We start from the raw sequence: 21,013 nt of genomic DNA, 5'->3' as shown, positions 1-21,013 counted from the left end.
TGATTCATGGCAGCACCCGGTTTTTTTCAGCGCCAGGCTCACGCCCGGCGCAACACCACGCTTCTTGTTGTCCTGTTTTTGACCGCCGTCGTGCTGATCACACTGGCGGTCTGTCTGGTCGGCTATCTGGTTACCCGAAGCGAAAGCTCCCCCCTACCCTTTCATCATTGGCTACTGTCTTCGCACGGCATTACCACCGCAGCAGCGGTCGTCGTTTTGATCGGAATTGGCTCGCTAGTACGCTGGGCAGACCTGGCCGGGGGCGGTTCGCGCGTGGCAAAAATGGTCGGGGCACGCCTGATCGATCCGGACACCCGCGATCCCGACGAACGCAAACTGCGCAACATCGTGGAAGAAATGGCCATTGCCAGCGGTGTTTCGGTGCCCGAACTGTACGTGATGGACGGTGAAACCAGCATCAATGCTTTTGTGGCGGGCTACAGCCCGGGTGAAGCCGTGATGGTGGTCACCAAAGGGGCTCTGTCGCAACTAGACCGGGACGAACTCCAAGGTGTGGTGGGACACGAGTTCAGCCACATCCTGAATGGTGACATGCGCCTTAACGTGCGGCTGATTGCCATTCTTGCGGGCATTCTGATGATTGGCCAAATCGGCCAGTTCCTCCTGCGAGTGGGCTTCTACAGCAGCGCCACACGAAGCCGAAATAGCGATAATCGCGCACAATTCGCCATGGGCGTTCTGGGCCTCGTTCTGATGATTATCGGGTACGTAGGCGTATTCTTCGGCCGACTGATTCAAGCCGCGGTGTCACGCCAACGAGAAATGCTGGCAGACGCGTCTTCGGTACAGTTCACCCGAAATCCGGAAGGCATAGGCGGGGCGCTGTTCAAGATTGGTATGACCAGCGGTTACCTCGACACCACCAGCCATGCCAGCGACATGAATCACATGTGCTTCGGTGAATCGGCACGGATGAAATTCAGCTCGCTGCTGGCTTCACACCCGCCCGTCAATGAACGCATCAACGCGATACAACCCGGATTATTAGCGCGCCTTCGAAGCCGCTTGAGAGATACCGAGCCGAGCGCAAAGTTGCAAACAAATACACCGCAGCCAGAAACGGTTCGATTCGCCGATCTGGCCAATCAAGTGACGGGGCCTGCGCGTGGTACACCAGGTGCCCGGCTTTCTCCGTTGCGGTCCTCGTTCAATGAAACCGCACCCCAACCAGCCAGCCAGCTATCCTCTCGGGTGGGCACCGTTACGCCAAAGAGCGAAGCCTTTGCAGCCGATCTTTTGCAGCAACTGCCGGCTACTTTCCGAAATCTGCTCTACACCCGGGCCGGCGCCATCCAGCTGTGTTATGGCTTACTGACCTACCATCTCCCCGCCAACGAACGGGAGCGCTGTTTGGCACTCCTGCCCGAACACACTCTGCTGGGGGAACAGCGGGACATACTGACCAAGTTGAATCCCACTCTTATAGCATTAGGTGAAGCCGCCCGATTCCCGATTCTCGAATTGGCGATGCCGGCGCTGAGAAAATTAGATTCCGACGAGCGTCGTCTACTACTAAACAACGTTCGAAAGCTGGTCGCTGCCGATAAACGTTTAAGTTTGTTTGAGCTGGCACTAAACACGTTCTTAAGCCGGCACCTGGCTCCCAACGCAGAGCAGGCGGTGCCTGTGAGGCACAGAAACTATCGCTCAGTAAGAGCCGACATTGAATGTGTTGTCGGGCTATTCGCCCGCGCTGGCTCCCCTTCCGAGCAAGATGCAGCAAAACTTTATCAGGAAGCCATCGCAGGCTTCTTCTCACAGCCAAACCAGCCGCCGACCCCATCAGTCTCTATCAAAGAGCTTCAGGCCGCCCTAGCCTCTCTGAGCCGGTTGTCGCCCTTATTGAAGCCCGGCATCATCGATGCCTGCGGTCATTGCATCCTGCATGATGGCAAGGTGGAGGTGCGGGAATATGAACTGATGAGGCTGGTAGCCGATCAGTTGGACTGCCCCATGCCGCCGCTGTAAGTGCTCTGAAAACCATAAGCGGGCCGGGTATCGTAAAGGCCCATTGGTTTAAGTCACGCGCCCATTGCTTGCATTAGTCGCGTGCTCTACTGGCCGCAAACACGCTTCGGCCGAGCCAGCCCCAGAGCTCCCGGCAATCCCGTTCGCTGCCACGGACTATAAGACGACGCGCTTCCTGTTCCCTGTCCGGATCGCTGTCACCGGTCCAGATCTCGGTCAGGCTGAGGACGCTGGCCTCCACGACGAGCGTTAATTCGTGCCCCGGGTCCTCTCGGCAAAGATCAATCTCTCCGTTGCTCACAACCAGCCACCAATGCCGCTCACGCAGTCTCGCATCGTTCAGGAAAAAGTGGATGACTACGCGGCGCTCAGCGGGAAATTTGTCACACTGTGCGAAACGGCGGATATCCCACATCAAGAAACCGGCATCAAGCTGATTCGCCTGCAACCGGCTACCAATCCACTTCGCCCCCCAGTGACCAATAGCCAGGATAATTGGACGCAGCTCTTCGCCCGCTGGCGTCAGCTGGTATTCAGGGTTACTGTCGCCCTGAACCCGCTGAAGTACGCCCATTTCCTCTAGCTTTTTCAAACGTTGTGCCAGAAGTGTACCCGACATTCTTGGCAGACCCCGACGAATCTCATTGAAGTGGGTGCTGCCACACAGTAGTTCCCTTACCACCAACGGAGTCCACCGCTCGCCCAATATCTCCGAGCCCCGTGCCACGGTGCAGTACTGTCCATAGTTGGTCATGAGTGTTGACTCCTTTGTAGAAATTCCGGCCCCAAGCTTTCATATTAGCCCTTGCAGACATCGGTCGCTCCATTTTCTGGACTATCGCGCCCGCACATAAGAGGGAGACAATAATCTCAGGCTCAGCAAACCGCAGGGTCATTGCTTGGAAAAGGAACGACACTATGAGCACTGAAAAGACTGATGTGATGTGCATTCCTACAGCCCAGCTTGCGCGTCACCCACGCGAATACCGCTGAAGAGGCAAGGGTCATGACAAAGATAGCGATAGTTCAGGAACCCCCGGTTTTTCTGAACCGGGAAGAGACCATACACAGAGCCGTGCAACTGGTTAAGGACGCGGCTACCCAAGGCGCCGAACTGGTGGTGTTCTCGGAAACCTACATTCCCGGTTATCCCGCCTGGATATGGCGTTTGAAACCGGGCGGAGACTGGGGCTTATCAGAGCAGTTACATAGCCGTCTGCTGAACAACGCCGTGCAAATCGGATCTGACCAGTTGCGCCCCCTACTGGACGTTGCGAAGGAGATGCAGGTGACGGTTGTCTGCGGCATCGAAGAGCGCGACGAAGATACCAGCCGGTCCACAATCTACAACTCGGTGCTGACCATCAGTCCGGAAGGCACCGTGCAGAATTGCCACCGCAAACTCATGCCCACGAACCCGGAACGCATGGTCTGGGGCTTCGGCGATGCCAGCGGTCTGAAAGTCGTCGATACACCCGTTGGCCGGGTGGGTTCTCTGGTGTGCTGGGAGAACTATATGCCGCTGGCGCGCTATGCGCTGTTCGCCCAGGGCATCGACATCTACATCGCGCCGACCTATGACAGCGGTGACCGCTGGCTTCGCACCCTGCAGCACATCGCCCGGGAAGGCGGGTGCTGGGTTCTGGGTGCGGGCAACGTGTTGCGTACACGTGACCTGCCTGCGGACTTTCCAGAAGTCGATCGGTTATATCCCGACAAAGAGGAATGGATCAACTCCGGTGACTCGGTGGTCATATCGCCGGCCGGGGAGATAGTGGCAGGCCCAATGCGGCAGGAAACCGGGCTGCTGCTGGTTGAGATCGATGTGAGTGAAGTGAGCGCGGCAAGGCGCAGCCTTGACATCGCCGGTCACTACGCCCGACCGGACATTTTTTCACTGCAGGTGAATACCCGGCAACAAAGGCCGGTCAGCTTCAACGAATAGGATCGACGAATTCCCTAACACGAACCAGTAAGCTGGAGGTGTATCATGAACGAACAAAATTCCTGGGACGGATGCTGCTTTTGCGGCGCTGTCCGGTTAACCGTAAGGGGCAACCCGGAAGCCATGGGCTACTGTCATTGCGACTCCTGCCGACATTGGTCGGCGAGCCCGGTGAACGCCTTTTCCCTGTGGAAGACTGAAGCCGTTACCATTCAACAGGGTGAGGCCAACATTGGCACTTACAACAAGACGCCTGAAAGTTGCCGAAAATGGTGCAAAATTTGCGGTGGCCACTTGATGACCGAACACCCGTCGATGGGTTTAACGGATGTCTATGCCGCTATCATCCCCGGGTTCTCATACCAGCCTGGGGTACATGTGCACTATCAGGAATCCGTACTGCCGGTGCATGACGGACTCCCCAAACTAAAGGACATTCCCGAGGAAATGGGCGGTACTGGCATTCACATGGCGGAGTAATCTTAGGGACCGGCGGAAGGAACATGCTCGTTCCTACTTGGTGGTCCTTGTATTACGGTCACTTTAGGCCTGAGTAATACTCGGCCCGGCACGGCTCGCAAGCCACGAAGTGTGCCGGGAACGGGCTTTTTGTTAACGCTCAGCGATTAATAGCGGCGCCCATCAAACAGCATCTCTACAGCCGGCTCAGCCTCGGGCTCCGGGAGGCCCAGCTTCTCGCGAACCTCCAGATTCACATCCCACAACCGGTTGAACTTCTGCAGAGTCGCTGCTGTCGCATCTTGCTTTCCAAGCATGATGGTCGGGCGCAGGAACACCAGCAAATTGCGTTTAACACGGCTTTCACTCTCCGAAGAGAACAGCCGGCCCAGATATGGAATGTCGCCCAACAGCGGCACCTTGCTCTTGTTCACCTGGTAATCGTCTTTGATCAGCCCACCCAGCACAACAGTTTCGCCGTCGTCTGCCAGTACCGTGGTTTTGATTTCCCGCTTATTGGTAATCAAATCGGAAGCTCCGGTTACTGTCGTCGCCGAAATATCCTCGGTAGTCTGTTCGACCACCATGCGCACCAAACCATCGGCACTAATGGTCGGCGTCACTTTAAGTGACAGGCCCACGTCGCGCCGCTCTATGGTGGTGAACGGGTTGGTTGTCCCATCGCCGGTGACGGTAGATTGCCCGGTACGGAACGGCACGTTCTGGCCCACAATGATTTCGGATTCCTGATTATCCAGAGTAATGATGCTCGGCGTAGACAACAGGTTTGCCGCCGAGGCTGAGGACAGTGCCTGAATCAACACACCCCAGGTAATGCCATTTTCGTCACGATTGCCTGCGCCAACAGTGACACCACCGCCCAACTGCGGAACCACATCGCCCACCAAGGCACCGATCACCGAGTTTAAGCCAACCATGCCTGAACCGCTGGTAAGGTTGGTGCCCAGCACCGGCAAAGAGGAAGCAGATTCGTCGCCGGCCGCTAATTGAACACCCAACTGGTCACCCAGCTCGTCACTGATCTCTACAATCGCCGCTTCAATCATCACCTGAGCACGGCGGACGTCCAACTGAGAGACAATCTGTTCCGCTTCCTGCATCAAGGACGGATCGCCACGAACCACCAAAGCGTTCAATCCCTCATCCGCGAAAACAGCAAAGTTATTGTTCGGGTTACCGGATCCGCCGCCTGCGCCGCCGGAACCGCCACTTTCTTTAATAGCTTCACCCATCACGCCTTTGAGAATCTCAGTCAGGGTTTTTGCATCGGCGTGGCGTAGGCGGATGACTTTGGTTGTGCCGCCGCTTGCGGAGGGCTGGTCCAGTTTGCGGATCAGCACTCGCATCTTTTCACGGAAGACTTCGTCGCCGCGCAGAATCAGGCGATTACTGCGTTCATCGGCCGTCACATTGTATTTTTTGGCTACATTGTCGTTACCGGCACGGCCCAATTCACTTGGCGCCAATTCCTGCAGCAACTTCACCATGTCGCCAACCCAAGCTTCACGAAGTTGGATGACTTCCACCTCAGAACGGGAGGGGCTGTCGAGCTCACGAACGATCTGTTCGATGCGTTGAATGTTGGATGAGTGGTCACTCACGATCAGGGCATTGGCCGCCGCCACTCCGGCCAAATGCCCGTATTTAGCAACCAAAGGGCGAAGAATCGGCACCAACTCCAGCGCATTGGCGTTATCAATCTGGATAACCCGGGTAATCAGTTGTTCAGAGGGTGTTGCGTTAAACCGATCCAGTATTTCAGCGGATTGTTTAGCATCCACCTGTTGCACCACTTTCACGACCTCTTCGCCAGGAATGGCAGTAAAGCCGTGCACGTTCAGTACCGCCAAAAAGAGATCGTAAATTTCGTCTTTGTTCATCGGTGCGCTCGACAGCACCGTGACTTTGCCCTTCACTCGCGGGTCTACCACAAAGCTGTAGCCCGTGATGTCCGCAACCTGGGTTACGAAGGCCCGTATATCGGCTTCCTTGAGATTCAGCCTCCAGGTTTCTTCCTGCGCCTGTGCCACCGCCATTAACGGCAGTAGAAGAACAAATAAGAGAGCCCTGAGGATGTTTGTTTTATGGTTATACATCTGGCGGTGTCGTCCTGTATTGAATTACCCGGTCAGTTACGCCATTGCTCGGGAATGGCGTAACTGACCGTGAGTAGACTTCCGTTACGTTCTATTTCTATATCCAGCCTTGGCTGACTGCGCCATTCGTCAAACAGCGCTTTATCCTGTGCGAAGTCGCCCAAGCGCTGGCCGTTCAGAGCGGTGATCACATCACCGGGCTTCAGATTAACGGCATTCAACATGGCGTTCGAGCCATCGTACACATATCCGGATTGACCATCGTCGCTCGCCGGACTCAACCCGTAAGCCCTGAGAGCCGCGGCCCCCTGAGTATCCAGCTGAGCCCTGGCATTGGCCAGAAAGTCATCAGGAGAGCCTGCTGGCCGAGATGGCTCTTCCGGCGCTTCAGCCACAATTCCTTCAACGCCGAGAACCTCTTCAAAGGCCAGCGATTCGTAACGCCCGCCCCGTCTTATCAAGATTCGCGCTGGTTCAACCTCGGCAAGTTCCGCATTGCCCGGCAATGTATCGCCTACGCGGTAGTATTCAGTTTCTCCATTGCTTCCGGCAACTATAGCACCGGAGTCTTCCGGACGCTGCCCTATCAACACCCCTTCCAGGCGTAATCTCAGACCTGTTTCCGGAGCGGTTTCCCGAATCACGTCCGCCACCCCCGCCTGAGACTCGGACCGGCCAAACATTTCATAACCGGCAATGGGGGCCAGATCCCCCCCCCTTAAAGTACCCTGCGCCCCGGATACCTGCCCATACAATTCGGGCACCGGCTGATCGGGCCAGACATACCACCAGGCCATACGTGCAAGCTCTACCCCCAGGTACACAACCAACAGAACGAGAAGCAGGTTCGCCAGCGAGCGAGACAGCCGTTCTTGTGTTTTTACGGGGAAGCCGGACATGTTAAAGGCCTCCCGGCAATAGAGGTTGCTTCACCCGGAACACCACATCACTGGGCTTGCTGTTGCCAGACCAAGGTTGTTGTGCCAAATCAACCATGCGCTTGTACACACGAATTTCCATCATGCCATTCCAAAGAATGCTGGCATCCGCTGCGGGGCCGTCACCGCCCTGCTCCAAAATATCCAGTGCAACACCGCCTTCAACAGTATCCAGGTTGGCTTGCATCGGGGGGAAGCGGGCCTGCCCCGTCTGGTTCCCCATCGGCCAGGTAACCATGCCGCCATCCCAGCGCCCCACGCCTTCGGCGTGTTGTAGGCGATCTTCAGCCCAACGCAGATTCAGATGCTCAATGGCCACCTTGCCCTCGATCATTGCCCCTCCGCTCTGACGGATCAGGTCTTTGAATTCCGCAACGGTTACCACCCCGCCAGCCATTACCTCAAAATGACCGGGCCAGCCGCCAGTCGCCACACCTTGCAACCGAGATTGTGATGAAGACACTGAAAACGCGATCGGCAAGGTCAGATCCGTTAACGACGGCCAATCCAGTTGCCACTGAAGCCGCGCAGGAAAGCCCGCCAAATGCACTTTAGCCGCGCCACTCCACACACTCCCGGACACTTGGCGCACTTGTACCTGGGGCGGAAGGTCAACCTGCCCCGACACTTGATGCCATGCCCAGCCAACAGGCATTCTAATGACGAGCGTCACCGCAAAGACAAGCACCCCAAGCAGCAACAGCAAGATGAACTTGCCAGGGCGAAAAAAAGGTTTTGGGGAATCTTCACTCATTACATCGTGCACATTTGTAAGTCGGTTGCCGAGTCTAACAAACACAATTGCCAAGCGCATGATTAAAGCAACAAAAAACCCCGCGTGGATGTGATCCAGCGCGGGGTTTTCTATACAAACCAAAGCAGGGCAAAAAACTGAACTTTCTTGTACATCAATCTTCGCTATCACTCCGTCCCGGTATCAGAACGAGGGCCCTGTTGGACTGAGCGAGCGGGGACGATTGCCCCCAGCCCAAAGTTCAGGAAAATTTGAGGCCTACCGGGCCCAGCAAGGCGGCTATTGTCTTTTTCTTCGGACTTGCTTTTGCGAACCTCAACCCGGACTCGCTGCCCTTTGAAAAACGAATCACCGCAGTGTCGTGCAAATAACTTTGTATGACCTTCCACGGGCCGCTATTACCTTGCCTCGGCAACAAATGCCTGGCCCTAGCCACATATCCTGACTGCAAGTCTAGAAACGGCGCATCCGAGTATTCATCGCACCTGGCTTCGGGGACGCAGTAAGGGATCCCTTGTTTGTCCATATAATTGATCAGGCGACAGCAATACTCAGCTATCAGATCGGCTTTTAACGTCCAGGATGAGTTGGTATATCCAAACGTCATAGAGAAATTCGGCATGCCGCTGACCAGGGAGCCTTTATAGATCAGACATTCACCGATATTCACAGGCTGTCCATCGACGACAGGCGTGACTCCACCGAATATTTTCATATCCAATCCAGTCGCTGTAACAACCATGTCGGCTTGCAGTACCTTACCGGATTTCAGCCGAATCCCTTGCTCGGTAAAGCTGTCGATATGATCAGTAACTACAGAAGCTTGTTTTTGCTTCAACGCTTTGAATAAATCGCCATTGGGTACCGCGCACAACCTTTCATCCCACGGATTATAGTGAGGTGAGAAATGAGTCATGTCGAAATCGCTGCCTAGCTGGCGCTTGGCGGCCATCAGCAGAAGGCGCCTAACCGCTTGAGGCTTTTGTTTGGAAAGCCGGTAAACGCCAAGCTGGACACCCACGTTTCTTGCCCGAGCTAATTTATAGACCAGCTTCTCGGGCAAAACCTTACGTAAACCAATGGAAATATGATCTTTCTCCGGGACAGAAGCCACATAGCTTGGCGACCTCTGCAACATAGTGACATGCTCCGCCTGGCCACTCATCGCAGGCAATAAGGTTACGGCCGTAGCGCCACTCCCAATAATGACGACCTTTTTACCTTTGTACTGAATGTCATCCGTCCATTTCTGGGGATGAACAACCTCCCCCTTAAACTTTTCAATGCCCGGAAACTCAGGCGTATAACCCGCCTCGTAGTTAAAGTAACCCGTACAACCCATCAAAAAATTGCACGTGAAAACATGCTCTTCGTTGCTATCGTTCAGAATGGCAATAACTTTCCATTGCGCTTGCGCACTATTCCACTCGACACGGACAACCTGCATTCCATAGGTGATTTGCTCTGTGATGCCGTATTCGCGAGCGGTCTCCTTTATGTAGTTCAGGATCGAAGCGCCGTCGGCAATGCTCTTCTCATTTGTCCATGGTTTAAAGCTATAGCCCAACGTGAACATGTCGGAGTCTGACCGGATACCCGGATAGCGAAACAGATCCCAAGTGCCGCCCATAGACGATCGACTTTCCAAGATCGCAAATGTCTTTTGGGGGCAATGTCTTCTCAGATGAGCAGCTGCCCCTATCCCAGACAAGCCGGCCCCTATGATCAATACATCAACGTGCTTACTCATATTATCTCCGCGCCAACTGGCCCATGACAGAATTACCCTCCGCAGCTATCACTCCAGCCAGAGAGAATTCAAACTCTAGACAATGCTACACTGAGCAATGTAACGTTGTACAGGTAATCAATTGGTGCACGTAAAAAATCAACGCCATTTGGAGGCTAATATGAGTCAGCCGAACAAGAACACACCGATGCTAATGCCAACGAGACGCGACATTCAGTTCGCTTTGGATCCACAGATTATTAGTGAGTGGCACTATTCTGGCGGCCCGGTTTTCACAACGTTCCTCAATATTTTTTCAACCATTCTTCCTGTCGGTGAGCGGTTCTTTATCGATAGCGTTCGAGCCTACCGGGACAAAATTGAAGACCCTGAGCTAAAAAAAGCCGTCACAGCCTTTATTGGTCAAGAGGCGATGCATGGTCGTGAACATGAGGAGTACAATTCCGCGTTCTTAGCCAAAACGCCGGCCGCCAGAACGTTTGAACGGGTAGTGACCAAACTGCTTAAAAGCGCGACCAAGCATGCACCCAAATCTTTCGGGCTTTCATCGACGATCGCTTTGGAGCATTTTACGGCCCTGTTGGCTGACGGAGTGTTATCCGAACCACTTGCCACCGAAGGCGCGGACCCGCAATATGCCGCTTTGTGGCGCTGGCACGCTCTGGAAGAAACCGAGCACAAAGCCGTTGCTTATGACGTTTGGGATGTCGTCATGGGGAAAGGCGCAGGAGCCTACCTAGGCCGAAGTGCCGGCTTCGTTACTGCGACCGTGATTTTTTGGGGGTTAACGATTCCTGCGTTTATTGCTGCATTGCGCAATGAGGGGCAAATCACCAACTGGGACGGCTGGAAGAACTTTTTCAGATACACGATGGGAGATATTGGATTACTGCGCCGTCAAATCGGCAATTATCTGGATTACTTTCGACCCGACTTTCACCCGTGGGATCACGACAACCGCGAGTATCTGGAGCAAATAGATCAATTTCTTACTGACCAGAAAGGCTTAGCCGCCTAATGACGAAATACTGGAACGCGGACGGTAACCTCTACTTTCCGCGTTCTTGTTCAGCGTTGCTATTTCGCGGTGAAAGCCAGCGACTTTTCCACCAAGGCTTGATACGAAGCCGGTAACGCTCTCGCCATAACGTCCAACAGCTTGGCGTCAGGCCCTATCAATATTCTGCGCTGGTTTTTCTTTACACCGTTCAGAATAACTGACGCCGCTTTCTCTGGCGTGGTTATGAAAAGACTCTCGAACTGGTCGCGCACCTCCTCAGCGCTGGCTTGCTTGGCAATACTCTCCACGCTTTTGTTCATTCGCGCATTTTTGGCGATGTTGGTTTTAATACCGCCTGGATGGACGCAGCTCGCTGACACCCTCCCTTTTTCAAGATCCAGCTCTTGTCTAAGCGATTCCGTAAATCCCCTCACTGCAAACTTTGAAGTGTTGTAAGCGCTTTGTGTGGGTTGCGAGAACAAGCCAAACACACTTGAAATATTTACCACATGCCCTTCTTCACCCGACGACTTTATATAGGGCAAGAAAGCCTTGGTACCATATATCACGCCCCACAAATTAATATTCAGGATCCATTCATAATCTTCCAACGGGGTTTCTTCGACGGTACCGCCCATCGCCACACCGGCATTGTTAAAAATCAGATTTACCTTACCGTGATAATCAACAACGTTGTCGGCCCACCTTTTCATCGCCGCATGGTCAGACACATCCAGTACGTCATGACACACTTTGACATCGAACTGTTTCAGCTCGGATACCGTTTTCTTCAACCCGACGGGGTCCACATCACTCAACGCGAGGTGGCAACCTTCCTTCGCAAGGGCTAGAGCAAGGGCTTGTCCAATACCAGACGCAGCTCCAGTGACGGCCGCCACTTTATTTCGCAAACTTTTCATTGATGAGAACTCCGATAAATATGAATTCGACTGTTTTTTTTGAGGGGTACGTCAGCGCATCAAGCGCCCATACCCTCACAAGAAAACCTTAAACTTCTAAACATCACTCAGTGTAACATAGCACAGTGGCTCGATTTACCCAAACACTATGCCTTACGCCTACCGGAGAATTAAGAAAGATTACGGAGTAACCAATAAAAAACCCCGAAAGCCAGAGACTTTCGGGGTTTTCGAACGCGATGAACGCGGGTGAATCAGTTACATGATGCTTACATCATGCCTCCCATTCCACCCATTCCACCCATTCCGCCCATGCCGCCCATGTCTGGCATAGCGGCACCAGCACCTTCTTCGGCCGGCTCGTCAGCAACCATCGCCTCAGTGGTGATGATCAAGGACGCTACAGATGCCGCGGCCTGCAGAGAAGAGCGAGTCACTTTGGCTGGGTCAAGAATCCCCATTTCCAGCATGTCGCCGTATTCTTCAGTTGCTGCGTTGTAACCGAACGCCTTATCGCCTTCGCGAACCTTCGCAACCACTACGGAAGACTCACCGCCAGCGTTGAATACGATTTGACGCAGAGGCGCTTCCATCGCGCGACGCAGAATGTTCACACCAGCTTTCTGCTCTTCGTTGATCGCGTCTACCTTGTCCAAAGCGGCAATCGCACGGATCAGGGTAACACCACCACCGGCAACGATGCCTTCTTCAACGGCAGCGCGAGTAGAGTGCAGCGCGTCTTCAACACGGGCCTTCTTCTCTTTCATTTCAACTTCGGAGCCAGCACCGATCTTGATAACCGCAACACCGCCAGCCAGCTTGGCTACGCGCTCTTGCAGCTTCTCTTTGTCGTAATCGGAAGAGCTGTCTTCGATCTGCTTGCGGATCTGCTCAACGCGGGCTTCGATGTCAGCCTGAGCACCAGCACCATCGATGATGGTGGTGTTCTCTTTAGTGACGTTCACACGCTTGGCGGTACCCAGGTCATCCAGAGTGGTGTTCTCAAGAGTCAGACCCACTTCTTCGGAAATCACAGTACCGCCAGTCAGAATGGCGATGTCCTGCAGCATTTCCTTACGACGGTCACCAAAGCCAGGCGCTTTAACCGCGTTCACTTTGACGATACCGCGCATGTTGTTCACAACCAGAGTGGCCAGCGCTTCGCCTTCGATGTCTTCAGCGATGATCTGCAGCGGCTTTCCGGCTTTAGCAACGGCTTCCAGAATCGGCAGCAGTTCGCGAATGTTGGAGATTTTCTTGTCTACCAGCAGGATGAACGGGTCGTCCAGCTCTGCAGACATGTTGTCCTGGTTGTTGATGAAGTACGGGCTCAGGAATCCGCGGTCAAACTGCATACCTTCAACCACGTCCAGCTCGTCTTCCAGACCACGACCTTCTTCAACCGTGATCACACCTTCTTTGCCTACACGCTCCATGGCGTCGGCGATGATCTTACCAATGGTTTCGTCGCCGTTGGCAGAGATAGTACCTACCTGAGCGATGTTGCGGCTGTCGTCGCAAGGCGTCGCCATTTCACGAATCGCTTTAACGGCTTCAGCAGTCGCTTTGTCGATACCGCGCTTCAGGTCCATCGGGTTCATGCCAGCGGTTACGGCTTTGATGCCTTCGCTAACAATTGCCTGAGCCAGAACGGTTGCGGTGGTGGTACCGTCACCGGCAGTTTCGTTGGCCTGGGAAGCAACTTCCTTAACCATCTGCGCGCCCATGTTCTCGAACTTGTCTTTCAGTTCGATTTCTTTCGCGACAGATACACCGTCTTTGGTTACGGTCGGCGCGCCGAAAGACTTCTCCAGAACCACGTTACGACCTTTGGGGCCCAAGGTAACCTTCACGGCGTCAGCCAGAACGTTTACACCTTTTACCATGCGCTTGCGGGCGCTATCACCAAACTGAACTTCTTTTGCTGCCATGTCTCTAATTCCTGTTCGTTAAACCGAAATTTGATCGATCGGATAAATGTTCGTTCGTGCGTGTCGCTTATGCGATCACTCAAGCACGCCGTAGATATCGTTCTCGCTCATGATGAGCAGCTCTTCACCGTCTACCTTCACGGTATTGCCGGCGTACTGGCCGAAAACAACGGTGTCACCCACTTTGACTGCCAGTGAACGAGTTTCGCCATTCTCGAGAATGCGGCCGTTGCCCACTGCGATTACCTCGCCCTGAGACGGCTTCTCTTTAGCGTTACCCGGCAGCACGATGCCACCTGCAGTTTTTTCTTCTTCTTCCTTACGGCGCACAACAACACGGTCGTGTAGCGGACGAATCTTCATTGCTCGGTTTCTCCAATAGTCAGATTAATGTGGCAATGACAATTGCTTGTTAAAAAATGTCTGGCCGGAAAACCCGGACCCGACAAACTGCCCGGTCTCCAAACATCTGATAGTCAGAGCTTTTCAACCTGCGGCGAATCTGTGCAACTTAAATGGGGCTGTCGAATACGTTTTCAACACCCCACGATGAAAATTTTTTACTTTTTTTCCAACTTGTCCCGGTCCGCCTCGGTCTGATCCTGATACTCGCCTTCAATGATGTCACCGCCGGCGTTTCGGTCGAACGGCCGCTGCGGTCCAAAGGGGCCCGAGCCAAACCCGCCACCGGACTGAAAATGAAAGCTTCGGCTTTGCCCTGCGACCACCATGCGCTTCATCGCCTGCCCCGCCAGCCAATGCCGGGTTCCGGGTAACAAACAGAAAAAACCAAACGCATCGGTGATAAAGCCCGGGGTGAGCAGCATCGCGCCACCTACCGCCAGAATCAGCCCCTCCGCCACTTCTTTCGCGGGCAGCTCACCACTGTTGAGGCGCTGATTCGCCCTCAACAAGGTCTGCAACCCCTGCTTTCGTAGCAGCCAGGCACCGACAATGGCCGTCAGGAACACCAGCGCAATGGTATTAAGCGCGCCAATCATGCCCCCCACTTTGATGAGCACCACCAGTTCAGCAACGGGCATGACAATAAACAGAAAAAGAAAAACCGGCATATTGGCCTCGAGGTCGTGAATGTGTGTTCGGCAACGTCTGGTATACTCCGCGCCATACAAAAATGACTCAAAGCCACGGGCACACAGTTAATTCTTACCATCACTGAGAAACTAACTAAGGGCAAACTATGAAACTTCAAGACTCCGTAATCGCAATTACTGGCGGCGGCCAGGGTCTGGGCCGTGCAATGGCCGAATACCTGGCAGCTAAAGGCGCAAAACTGGCGCTGATCGACCTGATGGAAGACAAGCTGGCCGAATCGGTTGAAGCCTGCAAAGTAGCCGGCGTTGAAGCCAAAGCCTACGTGTGCAACGTGGCCAAGGAAGAAGATGTAGAGAATACATTCAAAGCCATCGTTGCCGACTTCGGCCAGCTAAACGGCCTGATCAACAACGCCGGTATCCTGCGCGACGGCCTGATGGTAAAAGTGAAAGACGGAAAGCTTGAGAAGCGTATGGAGCTGAGCCAGTGGCAGTCGGTTATCGACGTTAACCTCACCGGTGTGTTCCTGTGCGGCCGTGAAGCCGCTACCCGCATGATCGAAAACGGCGACAAAGGCGCGATCATCAACATCGCTTCCATCTCCCGTGCCGGCAACATGGGCCAGAGCAACTACTCCGCTGCCAAAGCCGGCGTGTCTGCACTCGTGCCGGTTTGGGCGAAAGAACTGGCCCGTTACGGCATCCGCTGCATGGGCATCGCCCCGGGTTTCATCGAAACCGAAATGACCGCTTCCATGAAGCCGGAAGCACTGGAAAAAATGACCGCTGGCATCCCGCTCAAGCGCATGGGTAAGCCGGAAGAAATCGCATCGGCCGCTGCATTCATCTTTGAGAACGACTATATGTCTGGTCGCATGATCGAAGTTGACGGTGCGCTTCGCCTCTAGTCGGCTGAATTGCGGAGTTCTGCGTGGACGAAATCGGTAACGAACCCACTAAAGAACAAAAGATCTGGCAGGTGGTGGCTGCGATCCCCCCGGGGAACGTGGCCAGCTACGGTCAGGTTGCCGCCATGGCGGGTCTTGGCCGCCAAGCCCGCTTTGTTGGCCGGGCACTGGGCAAATTGCCGGCCGGCCACAGCATCCCCTGGCACCGGGTTCTCCGGAGCAACGGCCAGATCGCTTTTCCTGAAGGTACAGAAACCCGTCAACTGCAAACTGAAAAGCTGCGATTGGAAGGGGTAGAAGTAAACAAAGGAAGGGTATCGATGAAAAGCTTTCAGTGGCAGCCCTGAACCTTCGCTCAGGGCCGCACTGATTAAAGCAGAAAACTCAGATTACACAGCCTTGGCTGCGATAATCTTCTCCTGCCATTCAACCGGGCCGGTCTGGTGCACAGAGCTACCACGCGAATCGACCGCTACCGTTACCGGCATGTCTTCCACTTCGAACTCGTAGATCGCTTCCATTCCCAGCTCTTCGAAGGCCACAACTTCTGAACCTTTGATCGCCTTTGATACCAGGTAAGCCGCACCGCCCACGGCCATCAGATAAACCGCGCCGTGCTTCTTGATGGCGTCAATCGCAACCTGCCCGCGCTCGGCTTTACCGATCATACCGGTCAAACCGGTTTTCTCCAGCATGGTGTCAGTGAACTTATCCATGCGGGTGGCGGTAGTGGGGCCAGCGGGACCAACCACTTCTTCGCCCACAGGATCAACCGGGCCAACGTAATAGATGAAGCGGCCTTTCAGATCCACCGGCAACTCTTCACCGCGTTCGATCATATCGACCATTTTTTTATGAGCCGCATCACGGCCCGTCAGCATCTTGCCGGACAGCAGAACGGTTTCACCCGGCTGCCAGTCTTTTACGTCTTCCGGGGTCACGGTATCGAGGTTCACGCGGCGAACGTTCTCACCCACTTCCCAGGTGATTTCCGGCCAGTCGTCCAGGCTCGGCGGCGTTTGCAAAGACGGGCCAGAGCCGTCCAGCGTGAAGTGCGCATGGCGAGTCGCGGCGCAGTTCGGGATGATCGCAACCGGCTTGTTGGCAGCGTGCGTCGGGTAGTCTTTTACCTTCACGTCCAGAACCGTGGTCAAACCACCCAGACCCTGGGCACCAATACCCAAGTCGTTCACTTTTTCGAACAACTCAAGACGCAACTCTTCAGCACGGTTAGAGGCACCGCGCTCTTGCAGATCGTGAATGTCGATCGGGTCCAGCAAGGACTCCTTCGCCAGCTCCATTGCCTTTTCAGCGGTACCACCAATACCGATACCCAGCATGCCGGGCGGACACCAGCCAGCACCCATCTGCGGAATCATCTTAAGAACCCACTCTACAACCGAATCAGACGGGTTCAGCATGGCAAACTTGGACTTGGCTTCTGAGCCGCCACCTTTCGCTGCCACGTGCACTTCAACGGTATTCCCCGGAACCATCTTGTAGTGAATGATGGCGGGGGTGTTGTCTTTGGTGTTCTGACGCTTGCCGTCCGGATCAGCCAGTACAGAAGCACGCAACACGTTGTCTGGGTGGGTGTAGGCGCGGCGCACACCTTCGTTGATTACATCATCCAGCGCCATATCGCACTCGAACTTCACATCCATACCGATGTTCACGAATACGGTCACGATGCCCGTATCCTGACAGATCGGGCGATGGCCCTGGGCACACATGCGGGAGTTGATCAGAATCTGGGCCATGGCGTCTTTCGCCGCCTGAGACTCTTCCCTCTTGTAGGCCTCGTACACGCCCTGAATGAAATCCTTCGGGTGGTAATAGGAAATAAACTGCAGCGCATCGGCTACGCTTTCGATCAGGTCGTCCTGGCGGATTACGGTGGTCATAGTCGCCTCATCAGCTTTCTGATTATGGAAGTGCGCAGAACCCCAAAGTGGCCCTGCTTATAAAGGAAGCGAGAGTTTACCAGAAAACTCGACACGCGAGGCATGCGACGGAAGGCGAAACACACTATGACCTCACTAGCCGGAATCTATGAAGCCCACAGGCTGTTTTTGAAACAAATTGTTAAATCCTGCAGCAGCAGCCCCCCTTAACTCGACAAACCCCTAAACGCACTCTATTTTTCAAGGAGGCGACTCCATCTGTGCGAGGAGGGGTTGCAACGCAGAATCACACTTTTGGCTGATCAACACTTGCCAAGGTGTCGCTATAGTCAATGCTACAGAAATTGGCTTAACGTGCTGGCTACGATTTCAGACAACTAAGCAGAACAGGCAAAAGAGCGGAATTCAGGGGCCGACCGGTTCCGTCTAAGCCGGATATAACGATACAACAACAGGAAAAGGTTCCACCCATGTTCAAGAAAACTTTATTAAGTCTTGCCGTGGCTTCTACTCTAGGGTTGACGGGCTGCTTTGACAGCGGCAGCAACGACAGTAACGCCAACCCCAGCCCGAAATACAAAGACTCTTCTATTGATGGGAAGACTTGGCCAGTTTTTAATCCGGCGACCAGTCAACTGCCTCTGCCGAATGACTTGATTTTTGACAGCGAGCAAGGGGACGGAACCTTTGGTGTAGCGGATACTAAACCGCCTGTCACAACTGCGCTCAATGAACTTTCCGGCGCCTCCACCGTGGCCCCTGCCGTTATCCAAACCAACGGTCAGCTAGATATCGAGACAGTCGTTTATGGCAAGTCTGTACACCTCATCGAGCTAGCTTACGCCAGCGAAGATCCTCTTCGAGCCCTCTCTATCAGCGAGCCCCCCACACTGGGTCTTGCCGTGGGCAGCTCACCTGTTCTGGCAAGAGCTGATGTGGAAACGCTGGACGGCACGTCGGCGATTCGCATCCTTCCGCTTGAGCCCCTCAAACCCAAAAAACGTTATGTTGTTCTTATCACGACTGATGTTAAAGATATCAACGGCGACTCTATTATCCAGGATCCCGTTTACGCCAACATAACTGCAGCTGGCACAGCAGAGGACCCAAATGCGGGACTGCTTAGCAACGCTCTTGCTCCCGTCAGGAGTCTGGTCAACAAGCTTTGGGAGCCTTTAGCACTTGCGTATGCTCAAGCCGCTGGCACCCCAATTGCTGAAGACCAGATAGCGTTGACCTATAGCTTCACTACCTCTAACGATGAGAAAGCGCTCCAGTACATTGCTGAGCCTGCGGCATGGTTTGAGGATCAACTTGAATCCTTCATCAAAGTGTCAGCTGCAAAGCAAGCAGTTGCAGGCGGAGCAGCGGATTACGCCACTGTGAAAGCAACGGTAGACGGCGCGTTCACCGCGTTCCCGAACATTCCTCTTGGTGATAGTGGGAAAACCGCGACTGAAGCACTTTCCTCTCTATACGGGACCGGCGCGCCGTGCGAACCCACAGTATCACTCGGTGGAGATGCAGCAGTAGACTGTGCTGCGGTTGCACTCGCTTCAAACTTTGCAGCTTCCGGGGTTCTGCCAACCCCCTCACCACTGAACAGAAGTGCGAGCGACTTTACCTTGGGTGCACCAGCGCCCGTCGGCCTAGTTTCAGCGGTAGCTTCCAGCACCCTTACAGCGCTCAAATCATCAGGTTTGGCACCGAACGATGTATTGGCGGCACAAGGCACCGTAAAGCTTCCCTACTACCTCGGAACTTCAGGCGCGGATCTGGTCACCAAATCCTGGGTCGCAGACAGCAGCCTGGCAGCAGCGCTGAACACTGCATTCACAGGTACTGGACTTTCTATCCCACAAGCGGACCCGTCCGTTTCGACAGCTGTGAACCACATTTTCCCCTTCCCTAAGAAGCAGGCAGATGTAGACGCTCCGGCACTGGTACTTTACCCTGCGAGCCCAACCATTAAAGGCGTTGTGCTGTTCCAGCACGGTATCACTACCGACCGCAGTACAGCCCTGACCATTGGCAGTGCCATGGCCGCCAACGGGTATGTAGTGGTTGCTATTGACCAGCCTTTGCATGGTATCGCTCCATTCACACAGAAAGAACAAGATGATCTTGCCAATGTGTTGCTGACAGGTGCTGGGCTTGACGTGAACGACACGAACCGGGCTGCCCTCATTGCAGGTCAACTTTCACTTGGTTATTACCAGCAAATTGCTACCACCTGCAACGACAATGGAGCAGGGCTGAGCTCTGACCCAGCGGTGGCGATACAACAGATAATGGGCGGGGCATGCGATTCAGTTATAGCTGATTCATCCGCTACGATGGCAGGCTTAGTCTCGATTCAGAACACCGTAGCCAATGCAGGCAGCACCATCCCTGGAATTGCGCCACAAGACGGCGACGAGCGCCACTTTGGCTTCTATGCTGCACAGCCTAGCGTACCGAGCCCTATGACCGAAACAGCGGGCGACTCCGGAAGCTTGTTCATTAACCTGACCAACTTTTTGGGCACACGCGACAACCTTCGTCAAAGTGCAGTTGACCAGATGAACTTGCGCGCAAGTCTCGCCGGTCTCAACCTCCCGATAGACCAATCAAACAGCATCACGATCGCGCCCACGACACCGGTTCTGTTTGTCGGTCACTCCTTGGGCACCATTACAGGCGCACCGTTCATAGCCGCCGTTAACGGAGATCAACTTGGAAACACGATTAGCGACGGAACGCCGGCAGGCACAGTACCATCAGCGTTCAACAACATTGCCGGTGCGGCCTTACTGACTCCTGGCGGCGGCGTTGTACGCACTCTGGAAAACTCTCAGACCTTTGCCCCACGCATTCTACCTGGTTTGCAAGCGGCAGCTGGCCTGACACAAGGCGACTCTGGCCTTGAGAGTTACTTCAATATTTTCCAAGCGGCGATCGATACCGCTGATCCGATCAATTTCGCGGATAACCTGGCCGACTTGGCTACGCCGCTGGCCTTGGTTGAAGCACCCAACGATACGGTGATTCCGAATTCGGCTGACCCTGTCTGGGGCGGCTCACCATTGAAAGGCAACTTCAAAACAGAGAGTGGCGGCAACATTACTATCGACAGCTTTAACGCTCCGCTAGCCGGCACCCAGCCGCTGGCATTGACAGGAACAGCTGTTACGACCATTCCAGCTGGCACCCATAGTGGTCCTGTAGACCCTCAGGACGCAGGATTTGCCGCATTCGTGCAACAAACACTAACCTTACTTGGTACGGTAGCGCCGTAAAACAACTAGCAACCTATAACAAAAAACCGGCCATTCAGGCCGGTTTTTTGTTTATTAAAGCGAAA

The 21,013-nt window shown here is 54.3% G+C and carries 17 protein-coding genes; 7 read left to right on the top strand and 10 right to left on the bottom strand.

Translation table 11 applies throughout. The features are described from left to right. Positions 1 to 6: 6 nt before the first annotated feature. Positions 7 to 1,989: a M48 family metallopeptidase gene (locus tag Q9245_RS12885; RefSeq protein WP_305897565.1), complete on the top strand. Its 1,983-nt coding sequence runs from the start codon at positions 7 to 9 to the stop codon at positions 1,987 to 1,989. Between the two features lie 73 nt (positions 1,990 to 2,062). Here Q9245_RS12885 and Q9245_RS12880 read toward each other — a convergent pair whose 3' ends face one another. After that, positions 2,063 to 2,743 (bottom strand): helix-turn-helix domain-containing protein, encoded by a 681-nt coding sequence (locus tag Q9245_RS12880; RefSeq protein WP_305897564.1) that lies wholly within the window; start codon positions 2,741 to 2,743, stop codon positions 2,063 to 2,065. Between the two features lie 252 nt (positions 2,744 to 2,995). On the opposite strand from Q9245_RS12880, the gene Q9245_RS12875 reads away from it, so the two are divergent. Further along, positions 2,996 to 3,934, top strand: a complete 939-nt coding sequence (locus Q9245_RS12875) for a carbon-nitrogen hydrolase family protein (RefSeq protein WP_305897563.1) — start codon at positions 2,996 to 2,998, stop codon at positions 3,932 to 3,934. Between the two features lie 45 nt (positions 3,935 to 3,979). Continuing rightward, positions 3,980 to 4,414 (top strand): GFA family protein, encoded by a 435-nt coding sequence (locus tag Q9245_RS12870; RefSeq protein WP_305897562.1) that lies wholly within the window; start codon positions 3,980 to 3,982, stop codon positions 4,412 to 4,414. A 146-nt stretch (positions 4,415 to 4,560) separates the two neighbouring features. Here the strand turns inward: Q9245_RS12870 and gspD are convergent, their stop codons facing one another. The 4 genes from gspD to Q9245_RS12850 form a co-directional block, all read right to left on the bottom strand. Further along, positions 4,561 to 6,510 carry a type II secretion system secretin GspD gene (gene gspD, locus Q9245_RS12865; protein ID WP_305897561.1) on the bottom strand — a complete coding sequence of 650 codons (1,950 nt, stop codon included), beginning with the start codon at positions 6,508 to 6,510 and terminating at the stop codon, positions 4,561 to 4,563. A 32-nt stretch (positions 6,511 to 6,542) separates the two neighbouring features. Beyond that, complete coding sequence (locus tag Q9245_RS12860; protein ID WP_305897560.1) at positions 6,543 to 7,409, bottom strand: type II secretion system protein N; 867 nt, start codon at positions 7,407 to 7,409, stop codon at positions 6,543 to 6,545. A gap of 1 nt (position 7,410) precedes the next feature. After that, positions 7,411 to 8,202, bottom strand: a complete 792-nt coding sequence (gspN, locus tag Q9245_RS12855; RefSeq protein ID WP_305897559.1) for a type II secretion system protein N — start codon at positions 8,200 to 8,202, stop codon at positions 7,411 to 7,413. Positions 8,203 to 8,443: 241 nt separating this feature from the next. Beyond that, positions 8,444 to 9,952 (bottom strand): NAD(P)/FAD-dependent oxidoreductase, encoded by a 1,509-nt coding sequence (locus Q9245_RS12850; RefSeq protein WP_305897558.1) that lies wholly within the window; start codon positions 9,950 to 9,952, stop codon positions 8,444 to 8,446. A gap of 124 nt (positions 9,953 to 10,076) precedes the next feature. Here Q9245_RS12850 and Q9245_RS12845 point away from each other — a divergent pair, with 124 nt between their 5' ends. Then, positions 10,077 to 10,970, top strand: a complete 894-nt coding sequence (locus tag Q9245_RS12845; protein WP_305897557.1) for a metal-dependent hydrolase — start codon at positions 10,077 to 10,079, stop codon at positions 10,968 to 10,970. A gap of 59 nt (positions 10,971 to 11,029) precedes the next feature. On the opposite strand, the gene Q9245_RS12840 is transcribed toward Q9245_RS12845, so the two are convergent. The 4 genes from Q9245_RS12840 to Q9245_RS12825 all read right to left on the bottom strand — a co-directional run bounded on the left by Q9245_RS12840 (position 11,030) and on the right by Q9245_RS12825 (position 14,876). Then, positions 11,030 to 11,872: an SDR family oxidoreductase gene (locus Q9245_RS12840; RefSeq protein WP_305897556.1), complete on the bottom strand. Its 843-nt coding sequence runs from the start codon at positions 11,870 to 11,872 to the stop codon at positions 11,030 to 11,032. A 269-nt stretch (positions 11,873 to 12,141) separates the two neighbouring features. Next, the gene (gene groL, locus Q9245_RS12835; RefSeq protein ID WP_305897555.1) at positions 12,142 to 13,803 is read right to left on the bottom strand and encodes a chaperonin GroEL; all 1,662 of its coding nucleotides are present in this window, start codon (positions 13,801 to 13,803) and stop codon (positions 12,142 to 12,144) included. A 75-nt stretch (positions 13,804 to 13,878) separates the two neighbouring features. Then, positions 13,879 to 14,166 carry a co-chaperone GroES gene (groES, locus tag Q9245_RS12830; protein ID WP_114333243.1) on the bottom strand — a complete coding sequence of 96 codons (288 nt, stop codon included), beginning with the start codon at positions 14,164 to 14,166 and terminating at the stop codon, positions 13,879 to 13,881. 197 nt (positions 14,167 to 14,363) lie between these two features. After that, entirely contained in the window at positions 14,364 to 14,876 is a 513-nt protein-coding gene (locus Q9245_RS12825; RefSeq protein WP_305897554.1) for an FxsA family protein, read from the bottom strand. Positions 14,877 to 15,004: 128 nt separating this feature from the next. Between Q9245_RS12825 and Q9245_RS12820 the strand changes: the two genes are divergently transcribed. Both Q9245_RS12820 and Q9245_RS12815 read left to right on the top strand, forming a co-directional pair. Continuing rightward, on the top strand, positions 15,005 to 15,766 hold the full coding sequence (locus Q9245_RS12820) for an SDR family oxidoreductase (protein WP_305897553.1): 762 nt from the start codon (positions 15,005 to 15,007) through the stop codon (positions 15,764 to 15,766). 23 nt (positions 15,767 to 15,789) lie between these two features. Further along, on the top strand, positions 15,790 to 16,113 hold the full coding sequence (locus Q9245_RS12815) for an MGMT family protein (RefSeq protein WP_305897552.1): 324 nt from the start codon (positions 15,790 to 15,792) through the stop codon (positions 16,111 to 16,113). Between the two features lie 42 nt (positions 16,114 to 16,155). On the opposite strand, the gene Q9245_RS12810 is transcribed toward Q9245_RS12815, so the two are convergent. Further along, the gene (locus Q9245_RS12810) at positions 16,156 to 17,670 is read right to left on the bottom strand and encodes a fumarate hydratase (RefSeq protein WP_305897551.1); all 1,515 of its coding nucleotides are present in this window, start codon (positions 17,668 to 17,670) and stop codon (positions 16,156 to 16,158) included. Between the two features lie 470 nt (positions 17,671 to 18,140). Between Q9245_RS12810 and Q9245_RS12805 the strand changes: the two genes are divergently transcribed. After that, a complete protein-coding gene (locus tag Q9245_RS12805) occupies positions 18,141 to 20,948 on the top strand; it encodes a hypothetical protein (RefSeq protein WP_305897550.1) in 2,808 nt (935 codons plus the stop codon). Positions 20,949 to 21,013 lie beyond the last annotated feature (65 nt).

This window comes from Marinobacter sp. MDS2 (genome assembly GCF_030718085.1).
Taxonomy (GTDB): domain Bacteria; phylum Pseudomonadota; class Gammaproteobacteria; order Pseudomonadales; family Oleiphilaceae; genus Marinobacter.
This window is presented reverse-complemented; position numbering and strand designations above follow the sequence as displayed.

Coding starts and splice junctions, on each gene's coding strand:
- Q9245_RS12885 (WP_305897565.1), top strand. CDS start 7: ATGGCAGCACCCGGTTTTTTTCAGCGCCAGGCTCACGCCCGGCGCAAC.
- Q9245_RS12880 (WP_305897564.1), bottom strand. CDS start 2,743: ATGACCAACTATGGACAGTACTGCACCGTGGCACGGGGCTCGGAGATA.
- Q9245_RS12875 (WP_305897563.1), top strand. CDS start 2,996: ATGACAAAGATAGCGATAGTTCAGGAACCCCCGGTTTTTCTGAACCGG.
- Q9245_RS12870 (WP_305897562.1), top strand. CDS start 3,980: ATGAACGAACAAAATTCCTGGGACGGATGCTGCTTTTGCGGCGCTGTC.
- gspD (WP_305897561.1), bottom strand. CDS start 6,510: ATGTATAACCATAAAACAAACATCCTCAGGGCTCTCTTATTTGTTCTT.
- Q9245_RS12860 (WP_305897560.1), bottom strand. CDS start 7,409: ATGTCCGGCTTCCCCGTAAAAACACAAGAACGGCTGTCTCGCTCGCTG.
- gspN (WP_305897559.1), bottom strand. CDS start 8,202: ATGAGTGAAGATTCCCCAAAACCTTTTTTTCGCCCTGGCAAGTTCATC.
- Q9245_RS12850 (WP_305897558.1), bottom strand. CDS start 9,952: ATGAGTAAGCACGTTGATGTATTGATCATAGGGGCCGGCTTGTCTGGG.
- Q9245_RS12840 (WP_305897556.1), bottom strand. CDS start 11,872: ATGAAAAGTTTGCGAAATAAAGTGGCGGCCGTCACTGGAGCTGCGTCT.
- groL (WP_305897555.1), bottom strand. CDS start 13,803: ATGGCAGCAAAAGAAGTTCAGTTTGGTGATAGCGCCCGCAAGCGCATG.
- groES (WP_114333243.1), bottom strand. CDS start 14,166: ATGAAGATTCGTCCGCTACACGACCGTGTTGTTGTGCGCCGTAAGGAA.
- Q9245_RS12825 (WP_305897554.1), bottom strand. CDS start 14,876: ATGCCGGTTTTTCTTTTTCTGTTTATTGTCATGCCCGTTGCTGAACTG.
- Q9245_RS12820 (WP_305897553.1), top strand. CDS start 15,005: ATGAAACTTCAAGACTCCGTAATCGCAATTACTGGCGGCGGCCAGGGT.
- Q9245_RS12810 (WP_305897551.1), bottom strand. CDS start 17,670: ATGACCACCGTAATCCGCCAGGACGACCTGATCGAAAGCGTAGCCGAT.
- Q9245_RS12805 (WP_305897550.1), top strand. CDS start 18,141: ATGTTCAAGAAAACTTTATTAAGTCTTGCCGTGGCTTCTACTCTAGGG.